This is a genomic window from Marinoscillum sp. (genome assembly GCF_040222955.1).
Taxonomy (GTDB): Bacteria; Bacteroidota; Bacteroidia; order Cytophagales; family Cyclobacteriaceae; genus Marinoscillum.
In genome coordinates this window covers 96,510-116,443 of sequence record NZ_JAVKCA010000002.1, presented here as the reverse complement: position 1 = coordinate 116,443, position 19,934 = coordinate 96,510, and the positions used below count along the sequence as shown (strand labels likewise).

Below are 19,934 nucleotides of genomic sequence, written 5' to 3'. Positions count from 1 at the left end.
TGTTTTTCGACCAAAGTGTTTAGGGTTTTTATTCAAACGGGCTTGAGTAATGTCTTTTTTTAGTTAACCGATTCGATTTGTTTCCATAGTGCAAAATTGAATAGGTTTCAGTACCACTTTTGTTACATTTTATTTCTAAAAGGGTTCAAAATTTTTAATGAAAACTGGGCTATTGAATGTACACCTTCAGGGTTTTGGAGAAGGTGGGGCCATATATTTTCAGGATGTAGAGCCCTGACGTGAGGGCTTGAATGTCCATGTTAAAAACCTGGTTAGCACTGACTTCCGAAAGAGTCCTTTCCATCTGCACTCGACCCTGTTGGTCGTAGAGCACCAGTGAGATTTCATTGGAGTAACCCGTACTGGAGACCAGGTGAATAAATTCTGAAGCAGGGTTAGGGTATACTGTCATGTCCCAATCCGGATCGATCACCTGAACGGAGATCACTTTGCTCAATGAAAAAGCTCCGTCATAGTCAACCTGGCGCAGCTGGTAGTAGCTCACACCGGGGGTTGGCGACTGATCTACATGGGAGTAGTGCTGCAGGGTGGAGGCATGGCCCGCACCCTGCACCCTGGCAATGGGATAAAAGGTAATGCCATCGCTTGATTTATTGACCTCAAAATAGTCATTGTCCCTTTCAGTGGCTGTTTCCCACTCAAGGTGCGCATTTGAACCCAGTTGTTGTCCTTTAAAACTGATTAACTCAACGGGTAGGGGGACACTATTCCCCGAGATAGCCCACGGTGAAAATTCCGTCACACCAGGCACCGTCACAGAAGTAGCGCCCGCGGTTTGACCGGCTTTGGGTGCTTCCCAGTTGCCATTCCACCGCTGTGCCAGTAGATCAGAGATGGTTCCCACTTCCCCTGCCGAAGCATTGAAGGTAATGTCGGCATTCGGGCTGGTTTCACCTGCAAGATTGATCAGGTAGAAGCGATCTACCGTGTTTGCACTATTGTCAGTGCCCCCGTCAGTATTTACATGATCTACCCCGGGAGGCAATGGGAGATTGTCAGGAGAGGTAGGATAGGTAGCCAGGGAGACCACACCGGCATCCCCACTATTGAGGTCAAAGACAAAAGGGATGTAGTCACCGGCTGCATTTCCAAAAGGGAAACTGTATGCTGCCACATTGTTACTGATTGTCCAGGCAATGACACTATTGAAAGAAGTGTTTTCGCTCAGTACATAGCCGTTGGTACGAGATACTGCAGTAGATTCTGTGTTGGTGATAGACAATGTGTTGCCATTTAGATCCAATGGGCCATTGGTAAGAATGAGGTCTCCTGTTATCTCTGCGTTCACTGTCATTTGCACTTCATTAGTGGATTTGTCTATTTCCAATCCATCAAAAATAGTAGTGGCCGTACCACCGAGTATGGATGCTCCCGAACCTTCAAATTTTACGAGCTGGTCGATTAGGCTGACTAAAGTGCCGTTGTTGGTAAAATCCGCTGTAATGTTAACATCAGCGAGCACATCCATGGTGGTTCCAGTGGCAAAGATTAGGTTGTTGAAATTGTTGGCGCCTGATCCATTGATAGCATCTGTTCCACCGGAGCTATCAAATGTGACTGTAGAGGTTTCTCCGTTGAAGGTACCATTATTTGTCCAGGAGCCAGATACAGCATGGCTGAGTGTTCCGCCATTGAGCTGCGCACCCGACTTAATGAGCAAATCCTGATTGATGGTCCAGTTGGTGAGGGGAGAAAGGCCCGCTGCATTGCTATTGCTTACTGTCACTGATTCGAACACCGGGTTACTGTCTGTGAGGGTGATGAGCCCCGCACCACCAAACTCTACCTCCTTTGTTGTGGTAAAATTGGTGCCAAGGTTTATGTTTACCGCACTTGCAGGGCTGAAAGTGAGTTTTCCGTCGCTTGTTACAGTTCCATTGTTAGTAAAATAGCCATAAAAGGTGTGGTCCAATGGGCCTGCATCCCAGGTAGCCCCTGAGGCTACATTCAAATGTACAAATACGGTCCAGGGTTGTGACGCCACGATAGTTGCCGTGTTATTGATGTTGACTGTGGCAAACTGAGGGGAAGAAGTGGAGTTTAATGTGGGAGAAACCGTACCATTAAAATTTACTACTCCAGTAGAAGCAGAAGTAATGGCATTGAGCAAACGTATATTTTGGGTTTGTGTGCCCGCAAAAGTCACTGTACCGTCCGACACCACCGTACCTGAGTTGGTGAAGTCTCCATAGGAAACAATGGGGATAGTGCCAGCGTCAAAGTCTCCAGTGGCGGATACCTCCAGGTTGCCATTGATGATTGCGCTGCCGCTCGTTAGGTCATAGCCGCCATTTACTACTATGTCTTCATAGGTAATGTCTCCGTCTATCGTATTATTGGGACCGTCTAGAATCAACGTACCCCCTGAAGCATTGAAGGTTCCGTTCATTACAAAGTTGCCTCCCAGTGTGAGTGTGGTTGAGGGGGCAGTAAGTGTACTTCCACTGCTGACGGTCAGTGTACCGGCTACTGTTGTGGGGCCTGCCATAATTTTGGCATTAGCTCCACCTCCAGTTATCGTAAGATTTCCGTAAGTCACAGGGGGAAGAAGACGTGAAGAGGTGGTGTAAAACTCTATGGTGCTCGTGGGGTCAGTTATCAGGTTTGAAAAATTATTAATTTGGAGACTGTTTCCTCCAAACCGGGCAGTCGCCCCTGCTCCCAGAGACACCATACCGCCTTCAGTACTTCTACTCACATCGTAGGTAGATACTTCCACCGTACCGCTTTGGATGCTCACGTCTCCATTTATTGTCAGGTCGTCAAGCAATGTGAGCGTTCCACTGGCCTTATTTACACTTAAGTCATTGAAAGTAGTGCCGACCACAGACTGAGCTCCGGTACCATTGAAATTTACTGTACCAGATCCAGGGACAAAGGTGCCAGATAAAACCCAGTTTCCTCCCAGGTTGATGGTGCTGGAAGAAGGTACGTTGAGGATGGTGCCAATCCCAATATTGACATGACCTGCTACGGTCAGTGTGTTCTCCACGTCCACGTGGCTTACATCTGCAAGTGTGAGGTCATTGTTAACTGTAACGGCTGCACTTATGGTAGCGGTCCCGGATGATTTGTCAATGATAAGATCATGGTAGGTCACTCCGCCTACCTCCTGAAACCCTGATCCTGTAAAGGTGACTGTGGAGGTGGCAGGGGTGAATGTACCACTGACGTAATGGAAATCTCCGTCAATATTGATGTTCCCGGCATCTGTAAATGTGATATTGGCCTCAGATTGAGTCAGGGAGCCACTGATGTTAATAGTGCCGGTACCAATGTTCAGGTCTATTTTTCGATTCACCACCCCATTGCTGAGAACGACATCACTCAGGGTAGTAAGCGTTTGTGCACCTACATTGATAATGTGATTCGCGTCAGCACCCCAAATGCCATCTACATTTCCCTGTACGATCAATGTGGCTCCGGGAGCCATGGTGAGGGTGCCGGGAGTGGTAGAATTGAAGTAAATTTTTTTAATGTTTTCTGACGTGCTGATGGTGGGTTGGTTGGTGAAAGCTAAGTCTCCGATATGTACCACGTCCTGAATGCCCGGGATGCCTGATGGTGTCCAGTTGTCCGCAGTAGACCAAGAGGTATCTACCGAGCCATCCCAGCTATAAATGACCAACCCTTCGGAAATGGTCCATTTGTTAAGCAGGTCTGTAAGGCCCGACTTGGCCACCCAATTGTCAGTATTGTCAAAGGTGGTATTTAGATTGGTGGCATCCACCCAGGTGGCTGTACCTCCATCATTCCAAAATGTCATAGCTCCTTCCACGTTTCCGTTCAGTTCAGCCTGCTCGTAGTGCAGGCTCAACGTGGCGTCGTATGTGGTGCTTCCGGTTACGCTGATATCATAGGTTCTGTTGATACTGGCAGCCGAGGCAAAAGTACTATTGGAACCAATGGTGGAGGTCATGGTGATGGAGGTAATAGAACCCGTGATGGAACTAAAATTGATAAAGCTATGGGGCCCTTCAAAAGCATAATCGACGGCCGTGGTATAGGTGAGGTTTCGGGTGATTGTCCCGGTGATCAGGCCGGCCCCCGTTCGATTGCCCGTTAGCGTTACTGAATTGGCTCCTGTGATGATATCACCGGAAGTCATGGTGAGGTTGACTGCACTGATACTATTATTCAAAGTGATTTCGCTATTGTTCGTTTTGTTGACCGAAAGATCATTAAAAGTGGTGGCTCCTGTAAGCTGTGAGTCATTGCTTCCATTGAGTGTTATGGTGGAGGTGTTGGCTGTAAAAGTACCGCTGTTGGTCCAGTCCCCACCGATGGTATGTGAATATGCTCCTGCTTCAAATGTGGTACTTCCACCAAGCGTAAAATCACCATTGATGGTAAGTGCGCTTGAAGGGGTTTTGGTGTTTCCTCCGGAAAGTGTCAGGTTGTGAAAGGTGGGAAAAACAGTGGATTGAGCAATGGAACCATTGTAGTGGATGGTGTTGGGCACATTGGTTGTGGCGTCAAAAGTTCCTCCGGCGTTCAGGGTGGTGGTTCCTGCAATTCCCAGGACTGCGTTACTTCCCATCTGTAGACTTCCTGTAGTAGTGATTAGCAGGTCGTAAATGTTGGCAGTTCCTGAGAAGGTTGATGTACCATTGAAGGTCACCTGGCCAGCTGTGGCCGTAAATGTACCTGGCACACTCAAGTTGGATGAAATGAGTAGATCTCTTGCGGTAGACAAGGAGCCTGTTATTTCTACTCCGGCAAGCTGGATGGTAGAACTACCTGAGATGGTTTTTCCAGATCCGGAAAATGTGATGTTGCCTGCAGATGCGGATAGTGGACCATTGACCGTGAGGTCCCCAGCTATGGTCAGAGTACTTGAGGTAGATATGCTGCCGGTACTGATGATAAGATTATTGAGGGTGATATTTGCCCCTGAGATGGTTTTGGAAGTGCCCGTAGTGGTGATATTGCCGGTGCCACCAGCTGTATGTACAAAGCTTCCGCCGTTGGCGGTAGAGAAGTTCCCACAAAGGGATAAAGATGAGTTTTGATGAAGTACTGTTCCACTTCCATTGATAACAACATTTCCAAAATTATTGGTGCCGCTACCGCTTATTGTTGCTGCTGCTCCATTGAAATTTAACGTCCCATTGCATCCGTTGAAAGTTCCGTTATTGACCCAGTTGCCATTTAGGGAATGGGTGTATGTGGATCCATCAAAGGTACAGGATGTGCTGAGGCTTACGTTTCCGGCAATGGAAATGGTGTTCAAAGCGGTAAAGCTCAAGGTGCCGGATGAGACTGATCCAGTGAAGTTCCCTGCGATGGCTAGTGATGTTGCAGGCAGCGTTTTTGTAACCGATCCACTGGAACTGCTTAACGTCAGATTGCCATAGCTTTCACTGGCTACCGTTTGGTTGGCACCATAGTACTCTACGGTGCTGGTGGTAGCCAGCGTATGTGAGCTGTAGTTAGCAGGAAAGGTATTTGTTCCACCTATTCTCAGAGAGGCACCCCCGGCGATTACCAGGCTTCCTCCTGCGGAGTTTCTGTCAGCGCTGAAGCTGGATATGTCCAGTGTACCACCGTTTATCAGGAGATCATTCTCAATAACGGTGTTTCCGGGCAGGGTTTTGGTCAGACCCCCACTAATCTGCAAAATCCGGTAACTAATGCTGTTGTCAATGGTCTGATTAACCGATGAAGAGGCGTAATCGATTACTGATGTGCTTTTGGTGGGGTTGGTACCCCCGCTGTTGGCATAGTTGGTCCCAAATGTGCTGGCCATTACTTTTAGGGTAGCACCTGCTCTAATGCTGATTGATCCGGTTCCACTCACTGTATAGTTTAAGGTGGGATCTAAGGTTCCGCTTAGGTCAATAAATGAGGAATTGATGATGTTTTGAGCCAGTGTAACTGAACTGCCAGCGTTGATATACAGTTTTTCAAAATTAGTCACAGTAGAACCACCGATGGTCTGGGTGGTGCCGGCAAAATAGATTCTTCTATTGGATCCGGTGGCGGTGTAACTCCCGGAGTTGGTCCAGTTGCCTACAATGCTTAGTCGGCCTCCATCGTCCTCGATGGTACCATTCGTACCGATAGTGAGGTCCCCACTAATATCAAAACCGTCTTTGATAGTGAGTGTACAGGTCTTTGTCCCATTTCCAACTGTGAGTGATTTACATGCTCCGGTGCCTTTTCCCCTGGCCACGGTCGGTTGAAATGAACCCGTAAAATTGGAGTCTCCGATAATGGCGTCTGTGGATTCGTCGGGGACACCGCTGGTCCAATTACTTGAAGTTCTCCACTTGGTATCTGTAAGCCCGGTCCAGGAAGTTGACTGAGTCAGACCCTTCAGTGGGCTCAGGCACAGGATGACCAATATAAAAGATGGAACAAGGTAATGAAATGAAAATTTCATATAGAGTCTGTTTAGCTTCTTTATCCGAATGAGGCAGGTTAAAATGCACTCAGCATAGATTTGGGCATGATGACTCTATATACTGATCAGATAGAGAAGATCACTGCACAAGATACATTTCTCATGATTGGCAGTTAGTTATTTATAGTGTTAACTACTATAAAAAAAGAAAACCTTAAATCCTTTTTCAGGTGACCTTTTTCTTATAACAGACTGAATGAACCTGGTTGGAAGGTCAAAACTAGCTAAAGGATAAATTGAATGGTACGGTATAAAACCCAGAAATGTACTTTACGCGAATCACCTAGATCCATCGAACAATCTACTCCAGTATGAGGTGATTGACTTTGATCATGCAGTGCTCTGAATGGTGCTGATCTATCAGCCGCTCCACGGTGACTACTTCATCGTCGGGGAGCAGGTACATAGGTTCATGGTAGAATTTTATGAGGTCTATGATTTGATAGTAGGTGGCTTGAGAGAGTTCGTATCTCGAATGATCAAATCGATCTATGGCTTTGTACTGGTGCGCAGGGGTGGTTTTATCAGAGGTCATGCCTTTGTTGTTTTGCAGGCATAAGATCCGAAAGGACGAAATGAATTCCTATGAGGAGAATCAGTATGGGCTATGATATAGGAGGCATGAGCCAATACAGGCGCGACCGGTACACCGGTCGCGCCTGTATCAATTACCATTCGGTATGAAAAATTCCTTCACGATCCGTGCGCTCATAGGTATGCGAACCAAAGTGGTCGCGCTGTGCCTGGATGAGGTTCAACGGCAGATTACCTGATCGGAAAGCATCAAAATAACTCACTGCAGAAGCCAATCCCGCCACTGGAATTCCGCTGGCCACTGCAAATTGCACCACGATTCTGGCATCACCTTCAATCGTCTTGAGGGTTCTTACAAAATTATCATCCAACATCAGGTTAGCCAGGTTGGGGTTTTTATCAAATGCCTTCCGGATATTTTCAAGGAGAGTAGCTCTGATGATGCAGCCACCTCTCCAGATCTTGGCGATGGTCTCCAGGTTGAGGCCATAGTTGTACTCTTTGGAGGCCGCCGCCAGCTGTGACATACCCTGAGCATAAGTCACGATGTAGGCAAATTGCAGCGCATGTTCCAGCGTTTGGGCATCAGGCTTGTCGTTGCCAAGCGATGGAGTGTGATATACGGTATCTGCATCCACACGCTGATCCTTCAGCGCGGAGATGGCACGCATGGTTACCGCTGCATCCACCGTGGGGATAGGGATTCCCAGGTCCATGGCATTTTGAGAAGTCCACTTTCCGGTACCTTTCTGTTTGGCTTTGTCCAGAATCATGTCCACCAGATCTTTGCCGGTGAGGTCGTCTTTTTTCTTGAAAATTTCGGCGGTGATCTCTACCAGGAAGGACTGCAGTTCACCACGGTTCCATTCATCAAAAAGGTAAGCCAGCTTTTCATTGGAGTAACCGATCCCTTTTTTGGCTACATCGTATATTTCCGAGATCAGCTGCATCAGCCCGTACTCAATACCATTGTGGACCATCTTCACATAGTTGCCAGCAGATCCACGCCCCATATACTCCACACAAGGTTCGTCGTTCACCTTGGCAGAGGCCGCCTCAAAAATTGTGCGTACATGCTCGTAAGCTTCTTTATTGCCACCCGGCATAATACTAGGGCCACGGCGGGCTCCCTTGGCCCCACCCGATACTCCGGCGCCAAAAAAGTGAATACCCTTCTCTTCCAGGTAAGTGATTCTCCGTTCGGTATCCTCAAAGTACGAGTTTCCTCCATCGATGATGATGTCACCCTTTTCCAGGTTGGGGAGAAGCGTCTCGATCACCGAATCCACAGGCTTTCCGGCAGGCACCAGCAGCATGATTTTCCGGGGAGTCTTAAGTGCTTTCAAAAACGTAACAGAATCCGTGGAACCATTGACTTTGACCTGCGCCCCTTCTGCCTTTAGCGCCTCTACTTTTTCATCGTCAGTATCCAATCCCATGGAAGAAAACCCATGATCGGCCACATTCAGAATAAAATTTCTCCCCATTACGCCTAAGCCTACTAGTCCAAAGTCATATTGATCTGTCATTGTATTATTATTTTTTATTTTCTGAAAATTTCAAAATCGAACCTATCTGCATGCGAAAATACGATTGATTTGGTGGTGTTTTTAAATTTTTTGAGTCAAAAACGTAAAAACTTTGATCATTTTTAATTTTTCATGTCAAAAATGATAGAAGTTTGTGTTGAAGGTGTGTCCGATGAGCATGTGTCATTTGACAACCTGAAATTAATTACTTCCCTATAGATATTCGAAAGAAATGGTAAATAATGACAATCAGATTCTGGTAATTTTTGGGGCATCCGGTGACCTCACCGCCAGAAAATTGATCCCGGCAATTTATAACCTCTATAAAAAGAAATATTTACCGGAAAAGTATGCCATAGTGGGAGTGGGACGTTCGGCTTATGACAATGACACTTTTCGAAAAAAAGCCGTTTTTGAAAATGAACATCTGAAAAAGAAGGGCGACGAGTCACTGGATGAGTTTGCTCAGTTGGTACACTATCATTCCATGGACACCTCCGACGCTGAGGACTATAAAAAACTTGCGGATCGCCTTTATTCCATCGATGGGTATCATGGCACCAATTGCAATGCTATTTTTTATCTGTCGGTACCTCCAAGTTTGTATTCTGTGATTCCAAAGCACTTGGCCAGTGTAGGGCTCAATAAAGAAACGAATGGATGGACTCGGGTAATCATCGAAAAGCCTTTTGGTTATGACCTGAAGTCTGCTCAGGAATTGAATAAAAGTTTACTGGAGGACTATCATGAAAATCAGATCTACAGGATTGACCATTACCTGGGCAAAGAAACCGTTCAAAACCTTCTGGTAACCCGCTTTTCAAACAGTATTTTTGAGCCTCTGTGGAACAGAAACTATATCCACAGGGTGGAAATCACCTCTGCAGAGTCAGTGGGAGTGGAGAAGAGAGGCGGCTATTATGACGGATCCGGAGCTATGAGGGACATGGTGCAGAATCACCTGCTTCAGCTCATCGGTTTGGTGGCCATGGAGCCACCCGTAAAATCTGATGCACACAGTATCCGAAACGAAAAACTCAAGGTCTTTCAGTCACTTCGTCCCATGACCAAAGACGACATCCGCAATGACGTGGTGCGCGGCCAGTACCTGGCCAGTACCATAAAGGGTGAAAGCGTGAAAGGCTATAGGGAAGAGGAGGGAGTGAATCCTGAATCGAGAACAGAGACCTTTGTGGCCCTGAAGTTTTTTATTGACAACTGGCGTTGGGCCGGAGTGCCTTTTTATATTCGTTCAGGTAAAAAATTGCCCACCCGGGTTTCTGAAGTAGTCATCCATTTCAAACCGAATCATCACCACCTCTTCATGAATCAGACCGAGGTGAATGCTCAAAACATGCTGGTGATCAGGATACAGCCAGATGAGGGGATCCTTATCAAATTTGGGATGAAAGTTCCAGGGGCTGGTTTTCAGGTTAAAAATGTCAATATGGACTTTCAATATGCTGACCTGACGGATGCCTATGTGCCAGATGCCTACGAGCGTCTGCTGCTGGACTGTATGCAGGGAGATGCCACGCTGTACGCCCGTGGGGACAGTGTCGAAGCGGCCTGGGAGTTTATAGATCCTATACTGAAAGCATGGCAGGAAGATCCTGCTATACCGATCTACGGGTATCCGGCAGGTACCTGGGGTCCGGAAAATGTAGATGACTTGATTGAAGGAAAAAATATGGCCTGGAGATACCCTTGTAAGAACCTGGCAGATGATGGAATATTTTGTGAGCTATGATGAAAGAACGTAAGGAAGTTTTTGCTACAGCCAAAGAAACAGCCGAGGCTTTTGGTGATTATTTGATGAAAGAGGCGGGCGAGAAGTCGGTGTTTCATTGCGCCCTTTCGGGTGGTTCTACACCCAAAATGTTGTTTGACTACCTGGCAGTGAAATATAAGGATTCACCTCTCTGGAGGGGAATTCACTTCTACTGGGGTGATGAGCGATGCGTGTCGCCTGAGGATGCTGAGAGTAATTTCAAAATGACCAAGGAGCGACTGCTCGATCATATACCCATTCCACAGGAGAATATTCACCGGGTGTTGGGAGAAAAAGAGCCGGAGAAGGAAGCAGAGCGATATGGTCAGGAGCTGCTGGAGCATTTGCCTACACACAAAGGGCTTCCTGTCTTTGACCTCATCATTTTAGGGATGGGTGAAGACGGTCACACAGCCTCCATATTCCCCCACCAAATGGAGCTAATGAGCTCAGAGGAAGTGTGTCGGGTGGCCGTTCATCCTGATTCAGGTCAGAGAAGAGTAACCCTGACAGGACCCGTGATCAACGCTGCACATGAGGTGGTCTTTCTGGTGACCGGGGCAGGTAAGAAAGATAAAGTATCCGAAATTTTCAATAAGACAGGAGGATGGGAATCCTATCCTGCTGCACACATCAGTCCTGAGCAAGGTAATCTGGTATGGTTTCTGGATGAAGCCGCTGTAGGGAAATAAAATTGACCGGCGAATTTTAACATATCGCGCGTTTGTTTGTGGACGGACTCAATAATGTCATCAAGTATTCACAGGTTGCAACGCATCGCTAGCATTCAGCGCGAGATCAGTTTTAACTCCCCGGAGAATAAGGTGTGGAGGAGACAGTCAATGCCCTTTTACGGCTAGTACCACTAGTGAGGGGTTTCTGACCATTCACCAGTGGTGCAGCGTGGTTGATCAAATCAAATGATCCTGGTGGGTGGAAACTTCGTTGATGGAGTTGAATCTGATGAATGATCTATGAAAAATGTCATCATATTGTTGTTTAGCCTGTTCCTCGTCTCCTGCACATCAGCACAGGACAAACAAGTGGGTGGCCGGTGTGAGGGCTGTGAGGCTCTTTACGAATATGGCAGTAGGTCACTCAATAGCGTAGATACCATACCGGGTTTTGATCAATCATCTGTGAAGATGAAAGTCACGGGAGTCATTTACCACAATGATGGAGTAACACCCGCCAAAAATGTGATACTTTATATCTATCATACAGATGAGCAGGGAATTTACCGGGCGGTGGCAGGTGCTCAGGGTTGGGCCAGAAGGCATGGCCAGCACAGAGGTTGGATCAAAACGGGAAATGACGGAAAGTACACCTTTTTCACCTTCAGGCCAGCCTCTTATCCCAATACCACCATTCCACAGCATATTCATGCCACAGTGAAGCCTCCGGGATATTCAGATTATTATATTGATGATTTCTATTTTGATGATGACCCTAACCTAACACCCGCACTGAGGGAGCAAGGGAAAAAAAGGGCCGGATCCGGTATTATTCACCTGGAAACGGAGAACGGGATGCTCATCGCCCAGAGGGATATTACTTTGGGATTAAATATTGAGGGCTATTAGGTTTGTGGCCTGTGTAACAAAAGTCACCTTTGGGCAGACTCAATCCCCATACTTTTGTTGCTCAAATCAAAACACAACAGAGCAATGGGAATATTGAGCAGCCTTTTTGGTGGAGGGTCAAAAAAACTTCAGATCTTAAAAGATAATGGTGCGGTGGTGATCGATGTACGCACACCCGGGGAATTCAAAAGCGGACATGTAAAAGGAGCCAAAAACTACCCACTTCAGAATATAAACACCAAAACAGAGGAAATCAGAAGATTGAACAAACCCGTAATCCTGTGCTGTGCATCGGGTATGCGCAGTGGGCAGGCCACAGGTATACTGAAATCGGCGGGGATCGAGTGCGCCAATGGCGGGAGCTGGACGAAGGTGGAGAGGCTCTATTCCAATTAATGGAGCTGCTTGATGTCTGTGTTTTCTAAAACGGTAGTTCCACTTCCATTTTCGGCGAACCCAAGATTGAAAATGGCCGTTGCAAGTTCTTCCGAAGTGATGGCTCCATTTGGATAGATGAGTTTGAGTAGTGGGTATAGCTTGCGCATCAGCCGGTAGCTAAAGTTAGGTTCCGGACGAGGCTCTACCGGATAGATATAGCTGGGCCGTAAAATGTACAATTGTCCAAAGGACTTGCCGATGAGATAATTTTCGGCCATGCCTTTATACCTGGCAAAAGACATTTTGCTTGCTTCTTTCGGATCTGCCCCGGCACCACTGAGGAAGCAGAATGTCATTTTCGGGTTGTTTTGGTAGACCAGGTCGGCAAATACCCGGGTATAATCCACTGTGATTTTTTTGAACTCATCATCCGGCACCTGCCCGGTGTATACCCCCAGACAATAGTAAGCTACGTCCTGATTTCGAAAATATTGGGATACCGAGGAGAGGTCCATAAAATCCTGATGCACGATTTCAGTAAGCTTTGGGTGGCTGAAGCCTGAGGATTGCCGCACCAGTGAGGTGACTGATTTCACCTCTTTAGAATTGAGACTTTCCCTTAGTACAATCCCCCCGATCATACCTGTAGCCCCCGTGATGATGATTCTTTTCATAGACCAATGATAGAGAATTTCGATGTTTGATTTAGTTTTTCTGATGAGATTGATGTTTTTGGTAGGGTTATTGGTACTCACCCCGTTTGAGTAGTAAAATATAAATCTTCAGTTATGAGAACGAACAGTCGAAACACCCGGAATGCCTTAGTACAGTGTGATCATCCGATACAGGGACTCCAGCTTATCAGAAAAATGAGAAGAGCAGGACAACCTATCCCCAAAACACTTATCCTGAATGGTCCTCAGTGCCAACTCACACTGGACAGAATGCTTTTTAGATTGAAAGCTCTTTTGGGAGAGGGTAGTCCTGAATTGGTAGTGGTACATCAGAATTAGTAGGCCAGAAACATAAAGGTGTACCAGATAACACCAGCTAAACAGGGTGATTCTTGGGGTTCCAGGTGAGTTTCAAAGCTATTCAACTTGATTTTTGGGGTACTCACCTAAAATCCTCTCTATTAATGACTTGAATGGAGAATATTTGATTTAGAAAAAATCAGATCCTCATGAAAAGCTTATACGCCCTACTCCTTGCTCTCATCCTGACTTATGGTTTTCAGGATGCCGGAGCGCAAAAGCTCAAGCGAATCAAAAAGGCCGTTGACGCGGGCTCATATTCCAAAGCACTTAGTTTGATAGATGCTATCGGCACACCCAAGGAAGGTGAGCAGGCAGCGCTTCATTATTACAAAGGCATTGGACTCCTGAATAGCTATCGTCAGGAGGAAGCGTTAGTGGCACTCAAAAAATCCACGTTCTCTGTGGATGAGAAGTATCCTTACTACCTCACACTAGCCTATCTTGAAAATGACTCACTCGAAGCTGCTCAGCGTACCTGGAGACACATGGATACGGCGCTTTTGACTCAGGAGGAGTTGGACCTGCTCACCAACCATTTGAGCTCGTATGAATCCATCTATTTAAACAGAAGGGATGTAGTGGTACAAAATCTGGGCCCAACGATTAACTCTGAGGGGCATGAATATAACGCTGTGATTACCAAAGATCAAAAGTCGGTGGTATACACAGTGAGGAGAGTGGGTCTGGACAATGTGGCCACCGATGGTCTTGCATACGAGCAAATTCTCAAAGCCACGTTAGATGGGTCTGGTTTGTGGAAGGATCCTCAGCCATTCGACAGACAGTCTACTAAAAAGCATCATGATGCTACCGTACAGCTTTTTGGTGGAGACACCAAACTGGTGACATACCACGATGAAGACCTTTTGCTTTCAGAGCTGAGAGAGGGACAATGGTCGCAGCCCGAGTACCTCGATATGCTCAATCAGCCGGGCAGTGCCGAGACCCATTGCTCCATTAATGAAACTCTTGATACCATCTATTATGCCACCAATTACTACTCCGAAAACGGCAACCTCGATCTGTATCAACTGACCAAACGTGCAGATGGCACATGGAATGAGCCCACCCCGCTCAAAGAACTTAATACGATCTACAATGATGACTCTCCGTACATGGCCTCAAATGGTGAGCTGTATTTCAGTTCCAGGGGGCATAACTCTACAGGAGGATATGATATTTTCAGAAGCAGGTATAATAAAGCGAATGGAAAGTGGAGCAAACCCGAAAACCTTGGGCATCCAATCAATTCGCCATCGGATGATACTTATTTCAATGTATTCGGGAAAATAGCCTACCTGTCATCCGGGCGCACCGGTGGCTATGGCAATATGGACATCTACCGGGTGTTTCTTTTCGATAAGGTAAGGATCACCGGTCAGGTGGTGGATGACGGATCCAACGAAGCACTGCCGGGAGCAGAAGTAAGGGTGGAGGGACCGGACAGTAGCTACATCGCCACTACGGATGAGATGGGCAGATATGCCATGTTGGTTCCTATTGAGACCGTTTTCAAGCTAAGTGTTACCTATCAAAGTCAGCTGGTCTATGCACAGCGTCAGGTCATAAAAGTGTTGTTACAAGATCATAACGATAATGTGGTGCAACTGCGGGTGAATAAAAAAGGAGTTAAGGGAGATGAAGTACAGGAGCAACAGATAGCCATTGAGATGCGAAATGATTTTGATACTGACCCGGAGCATCTGGAGCCTGGGGACATGGCCGGGCCAATACTCGCTACGGTGCGAATCCATCGGCCGGAGGTAAGAGAGGAAGTGCCGGAAGCGCCCGTACTTGAAATTCCGATGGTTCATTTTGAATTTGACAGATCAGAAATCACAGGAGAGTATGCAAATACCTTACGACAGTTTGCTGAGGAAATAAAGGATCGTGCTGGTATGAAGCTCACCCTGGAGGGGTATACTGATAAGGTAGGAGCCAATGCTTATAATAAATTGCTGGCCTTCAAACGGGCACAGGCGGTGATGGATTTCCTGGTTTCGCAGGGGGTGTCATCGGCCCAGCTGCAGATTAATGCTCTGGGAGAAGAGAACCCATTGGAAGATACCGAAGGGGAGAGTATGCTCAACCGCCGAGTGGAGATCAAACTGACCGGCTCCTCCGGTGCAGGGTTGGCGGCTAATTGAAAAAAAAGTAAAAAATACTTTCGGGTGACTTCAGGAAGTTTTTTGAGACCGTTTGATGAATGAATGATGTAGTGAGTAGCGGGGCGTGATGTATTAATGTTGAGGTACCGGATGGATGATTTCATCCAATATTTTTTCATCATTGCTTAGGCCCATCTGTGTTTTCATTTTTGAATATGGGTTTGTCTGATAACCCGTAAAACCCAATCCATGAAATCACCACTCCTGAATATTCTTGTTTTCTTGATATCGGTCGGCTGCCACCAAAATGACAATGACACCCTTCTGTCCGGTCAGTTGATTGACGCCTATACAAATGAACCGATTGCCAATGCCAGGGTAATGGTATTGGAAAACGGCCCGGAAACCACTACGGGATCAAACGGATCTTTTCAGTTTTCCAATGACGATGTGAAGCTCCTGAAAGATGTAAGTGACGGCTCGGGTGACTATGCCATAGCGGTGAGTCATGCTGATTACCGACCAAGGGAGCTGAATGTAAGCCGGGGGAAAAAGACCCAGGTAGAGATGGCGCCTCTTGCTGTACCTACCTATTTCTATTACCCTCCTGTACAGCTGAACGATGGCATTGCCACGGGCACACTCAAGGATGCTAACATGGATCGGCAGTTGATTCAAAACCTCATGGAGAAGGTACAGGGCAATGGCTACAAAGAAATTCATAGCGTACTGGTCTACCACAATGACATGCTCGTGCTGGAAGAATACCTTTTCGGGAACAATGACACCATTCAGTTTGAAAACGACATAGCCGTTGATCACAGTCCGGCACCCATCCAATGGTCCAGGAAAGACAAGCACTACGTGGCCTCGGTCAATAAAACGCTGACCTCCACCATCGTAGGTATGGCCCTTGACCAATACGGACATTCCGTGGAAGACAAGATTTCGACATTTCTGCCCCAGTATGCGTCCTATTTCGAAGACCCGAATAAAGCAGCCATCGATTTCGATGATTGCCTGACAATGACCGCCGGATTTCAGTGGGATGAGTGGGGCGACACTGACCTGGCCAGGTTGTGGAAGTCTGATGAGTTTGGTGAGTTTGTGCTCAGTAGGTCAAATGCAGGCCCGGGTTCAGAGTGGAGGTACAATAGTGCACTGCCCAACCTGATGCTGAAAGCTGTGGATGAGATGGTGGATGGAGGTGTACGTGAGTGGGCAGACGCCAACTTCTATCAGAAACTGGGCATCCGGGATTATAAGTGGCAGTCGCAGCCAGACGGGTATCCGGAAGGTGCCGCCCGAATGTTTATCCGGCCCCGGGACATGCTCAAGATCGGGATTACCTATCTGAATAATGGTCAGTGGAACAACGAACAGGTGATTCCCGCCAGTTGGGTGAATGAGTGCTTTCAGGTAAAGGAGCAAACCACCTCCGGGGATTATAGCTACCACTTCTGGATTAGAAACCTGGCGAACACCGGGTACCTTTCGGCAGATGGTGATGGCGGGAATTACATCAATGTGTTTCCAAGTCTCAATATGGTCATCGTCATCACGCAAGGGTTGTACCTCAAGTGGCCTTTGTATGTCACCCAGTCTGATGACATGATGAAAAACTTCATTATTCCGGCGGTGAACTGATCGGCCCTCTATCGAAGCGCCGAGTTGAGAAGGACAATGGAACGGTTCACCTTGAATTATCAACGGTTCACCGGGAAGTAACTAACACAGATTGGTCAGGTACGTGTTCATTCATAACCAAATTCCAACAACGTTATGAAAAACTATCCACGTATTTTACTAGGGTTTATTGCAGTATTGACCTTTACTTTTTCTTTTGCTCAGGACATACCGAAAACAGGTGCTGTCATTAGAGTAGACGCTGATCAGGTTCATTTGCTACCAGGTGAGACGTTTGAAACCACATTCACCATAGTGCGATCCAGAGCCGATCGAAGAACAAAATTTGAAACACCTGTCGTCCAGGAATTGGAAGGCCTCCATGCGAGTGTCTCTACTACCGACCAGCCGGATGTCTATCTGCTGAAGCTGACACCTACCACGCTCGAGGAGGGCTCCCACCTTTTGATCATCAAAGGTTCTGGCCCGAACAGAAGATACCTCACCTCCAAGGCGCTCTCTGTGAAGATGACGGGTGGCGAATCAGTTGCATCTGTGGATCAGTAATTTTGTTGTAAATTCAATCCATGAACTGGGCTAAACGGTATGGTTTTAGGGTTTCGGCCGGATTACTAATCTTCTTTTTCTTACGGCTGGGGCATTCTGAGATGCTCAGTGAGTTCCTTGTTTTTGAGCTGATCGATAAGGTGCTGCTGGTCTATACGGTAGGCGTGGTACTGTTGCTTTGGGAGGTTTTAGATAGGGTGTTCCTCTATTTTGAAAGGAAAAAGTATGATTACTCACGCTCGGGGGATTTATTAAAGGCCATCCTTTTTCTGACGTTACTCACCTTTCCACTAGTGGTTTCGGCCAGCGGAATTTCTGAATTTTACATCAAACCATCTCTTAACTGCCCGGTGTATGAGGAGGCGCTCTACAGGGAAATAGGTCAGGGCCAGATATTTGCGTGGCTGATTATTGCTGCCCGCATTATTCAGCTCAATGCGGTGCAAAGTCGCCAGCTGGAACAAGACAAGGCACTGGTGCAGAAGGAGCTACTCCAAAGCCAATATCAGAATCTGAAAAATCAGATCAAACCACACTTCCTGTTCAATTCCTTTAGCGTATTGCAGTCGCTCATCCATGTGAATCCTGCCCAGGCTGAGGAGTTTTTGTCCCGACTGTCCAAGATGTACCGATACATTCTGGAAAACAGGGAAGAATCCATGAGTACCCTGGAGAAGGAGCTGGAGATACTTGATCATTACTTGTTTTTATTGCGGATGCGTCACGAGGAGCGCATTGAGGTGGTTGTGGAAGTGGATCATTCGAAGTATAACTTTTTTGTGCCCACACTGTCCCTGCAGATGCTGGTGGAGAACGCCGAGAAGCACAACCGGTTTTCTAAAAGTGAGCCATTACGTGTTCATATCTTTATAGAAGGTGACTATTTGGTGGTGCAAAATCAGGTAAGCAAGAAAGGTGCTGAGGTGGTATCGACCAAAGTAGGTTTGGAAAATATCAGAAGTCAGTATGACCTGCAATCCGAGCAGTCAGTGATCGTGATCGAAAATGATCAGACCTTCACAGTGAAAATGCCCATCCTTTCCAGATTCAGACTTACATGATTCACATAGCCATAGTAGAGGATGAGCGCCTTTCGGCAGAACGGCTCAAAGGATTGGTGGAGGAGCTTTCACCTGAGTACTCGGTGGTGGCTATTCTGGATTCTGTGGAGACCACCACCCAGTGGCTTAAGGATAATTCTTCTCCCGATCTGATCCTTTTGGACATACAGTTGAATGATGGGGTGGGTTTTGATTTGTTGGCGGATGATATGATCAGTTGTCCGGTGATTTTCACCACAGCGTATGATGAATATGCGGTCAAAGCATTTAAATACAATAGCGTGGACTACCTCCTGAAGCCGATAGATAGAATTGAGCTGGGGCATGCTTTGGAGAAATTCAGAAGGCAGACTGATCGTACCACCGGAGCATTGCCCAAAGCACAACTGGAGCAGGTGGGCAGGATCCTTACGGGAAACTACAAAAAGCGTTTTTTGGTGAAGCTTGGGGACCGGTTTCAGCCTGTGACGGTAGAAAACATCGCCTATTTTTTTTCACAGAACGACCTGACCTGCCTGATGACGCGCGAAGGGGATAAATGGCCCCTGGATCAAAGCCTGGATCAGTTACAGGAGGTTATCAGCCCACTGGATTTTTTCAGAATCAATAGGAAATTGATCATTTCATTACCAGCGATTAAGGAAATCCATAGCTATTTCAATAGCAGATTGCTTCTGAGGTTAAACCCTCCTGTAGACGAGGAGGTAATCGTGAGCAGAGAGCGCGTGGCTAACTTTAAACGTTGGATGGATCTGTGAATCAGCTAACCAGTTCTATGCGGATACCCACTCCGAGCATTTTTTCTCCGTTGACCCACAGTGCCCTGGCGTAGACAGTCGTTTGATTGATCAAAGCCGATCGCACCTGCTCTGCCAGTTCGGTTTTCAGGTACCCAATCTGATTCTTCTCTCTGGATAACACTTTTACGGCATTCGGGTCAAATTCATTGTCGGGTTCCAGCTCCAAAAACAGAGGGTCTTCTTCTGCTACTTCGCGCCTGATGATCTCCTGTCTGGAGGTGCCATCCGCATTTGAATGTGAGACACCCACTACCTTGGATTCATAAACAAACGCCGATGGGATTTTGATGATTTTGGCCATGGTGCAGATCAAAGATTCAAAGATAGAAAATCATTTTTGACCTGGACAGCCTGCCCCTGGAATCCAAAAATAAAACCTGCGTGCGCGCTTGTTTAGAATCTCATCTCCGCATTATATTTATTGTAATATGCGGGTGTAGCTCAGTTGGTAGAGCGTCAGCTTCCCAAGCTGAAGGTCGCCGGTTCGAGACCGGTTACCCGCTCAGTTTCGAT

At 46.9% G+C, this 19,934-nt stretch carries 15 protein-coding genes and 1 tRNA gene; 11 read left to right on the top strand and 5 right to left on the bottom strand.

The features are described from left to right. Positions 1-169 precede the first annotated feature (169 nt). From RIH33_RS00525 to gndA, 3 genes are all read right to left on the bottom strand, one after another. A complete protein-coding gene (locus RIH33_RS00525; protein ID WP_406651688.1) occupies positions 170-6,406 on the bottom strand; it encodes a T9SS type A sorting domain-containing protein in 6,237 nt (2,078 codons plus the stop codon). Between the two features lie 322 nt (positions 6,407-6,728). Continuing rightward, positions 6,729-6,962: a hypothetical protein gene (locus RIH33_RS00520; RefSeq protein WP_406651687.1), complete on the bottom strand. Its 234-nt coding sequence runs from the start codon at positions 6,960-6,962 to the stop codon at positions 6,729-6,731. Positions 6,963-7,095: 133 nt separating this feature from the next. Further along, a complete protein-coding gene (gndA, locus tag RIH33_RS00515) occupies positions 7,096-8,490 on the bottom strand; it encodes an NADP-dependent phosphogluconate dehydrogenase (RefSeq protein WP_406651686.1) in 1,395 nt (464 codons plus the stop codon). A gap of 232 nt (positions 8,491-8,722) precedes the next feature. On the opposite strand from gndA, the gene zwf reads away from it, so the two are divergent. The 4 genes from zwf (at position 8,723) to RIH33_RS00495 (ending at position 12,240) form a co-directional block, all read left to right on the top strand. Then, positions 8,723-10,240 (top strand): glucose-6-phosphate dehydrogenase, encoded by a 1,518-nt coding sequence (gene zwf, locus RIH33_RS00510; RefSeq protein WP_406651685.1) that lies wholly within the window; start codon positions 8,723-8,725, stop codon positions 10,238-10,240. After that, positions 10,237-10,953: a 6-phosphogluconolactonase gene (gene pgl / locus RIH33_RS00505; protein WP_406651684.1), complete on the top strand. Its 717-nt coding sequence runs from the start codon at positions 10,237-10,239 to the stop codon at positions 10,951-10,953. Before zwf ends, pgl begins: the two co-directional genes overlap by 4 nt. 282 nt (positions 10,954-11,235) lie before the next feature. Further along, positions 11,236-11,844: an intradiol ring-cleavage dioxygenase gene (locus RIH33_RS00500; protein WP_406651683.1), complete on the top strand. Its 609-nt coding sequence runs from the start codon at positions 11,236-11,238 to the stop codon at positions 11,842-11,844. 84 nt (positions 11,845-11,928) lie between these two features. Further along, complete coding sequence (locus tag RIH33_RS00495; RefSeq protein ID WP_406651682.1) at positions 11,929-12,240, top strand: rhodanese-like domain-containing protein; 312 nt, start codon at positions 11,929-11,931, stop codon at positions 12,238-12,240. Here RIH33_RS00495 and RIH33_RS00490 read toward each other — a convergent pair. Then, the gene (locus RIH33_RS00490) at positions 12,237-12,896 is read right to left on the bottom strand and encodes an NAD-dependent epimerase/dehydratase family protein (RefSeq protein WP_406651681.1); all 660 of its coding nucleotides are present in this window, start codon (positions 12,894-12,896) and stop codon (positions 12,237-12,239) included. The genes RIH33_RS00495 and RIH33_RS00490 overlap by 4 nt on opposite strands. A 114-nt stretch (positions 12,897-13,010) precedes the next feature. Between RIH33_RS00490 and RIH33_RS00485 the strand changes: the two genes are divergently transcribed. From RIH33_RS00485 to RIH33_RS00460, 6 genes are all read left to right on the top strand, one after another. Next, positions 13,011-13,235, top strand: coding sequence for a hypothetical protein (locus tag RIH33_RS00485; RefSeq protein ID WP_406651680.1), 225 nt, complete (start codon positions 13,011-13,013; stop codon positions 13,233-13,235). Between the two features lie 170 nt (positions 13,236-13,405). After that, on the top strand, positions 13,406-15,406 hold the full coding sequence (locus RIH33_RS00480; RefSeq protein WP_406651679.1) for an OmpA family protein: 2,001 nt from the start codon (positions 13,406-13,408) through the stop codon (positions 15,404-15,406). A gap of 210 nt (positions 15,407-15,616) precedes the next feature. Beyond that, positions 15,617-17,014 carry a serine hydrolase gene (locus RIH33_RS00475; RefSeq protein ID WP_406651678.1) on the top strand — a complete coding sequence of 466 codons (1,398 nt, stop codon included), beginning with the start codon at positions 15,617-15,619 and terminating at the stop codon, positions 17,012-17,014. A gap of 135 nt (positions 17,015-17,149) precedes the next feature. Continuing rightward, positions 17,150-17,560, top strand: a complete 411-nt coding sequence (locus RIH33_RS00470; RefSeq protein WP_406651677.1) for a hypothetical protein — start codon at positions 17,150-17,152, stop codon at positions 17,558-17,560. 20 nt (positions 17,561-17,580) lie between these two features. Then, the gene (locus RIH33_RS00465; RefSeq protein WP_406651676.1) at positions 17,581-18,621 is read left to right on the top strand and encodes a sensor histidine kinase; all 1,041 of its coding nucleotides are present in this window, start codon (positions 17,581-17,583) and stop codon (positions 18,619-18,621) included. Beyond that, positions 18,618-19,379, top strand: a complete 762-nt coding sequence (locus tag RIH33_RS00460) for a LytR/AlgR family response regulator transcription factor (protein WP_406651675.1) — start codon at positions 18,618-18,620, stop codon at positions 19,377-19,379. Before RIH33_RS00465 ends, RIH33_RS00460 begins: the two co-directional genes overlap by 4 nt. Before the next feature lies 1 nt (position 19,380). On the opposite strand, the gene RIH33_RS00455 is transcribed toward RIH33_RS00460, so the two are convergent. Beyond that, on the bottom strand, positions 19,381-19,722 hold the full coding sequence (locus tag RIH33_RS00455; RefSeq protein WP_406651674.1) for an HIRAN domain-containing protein: 342 nt from the start codon (positions 19,720-19,722) through the stop codon (positions 19,381-19,383). Between the two features lie 129 nt (positions 19,723-19,851). Here RIH33_RS00455 and RIH33_RS00450 point away from each other — a divergent pair. Continuing rightward, positions 19,852-19,924: transfer RNA gene (locus tag RIH33_RS00450), tRNA-Gly, on the top strand. The last annotated feature ends 10 nt before the right edge of the window (positions 19,925-19,934 follow it).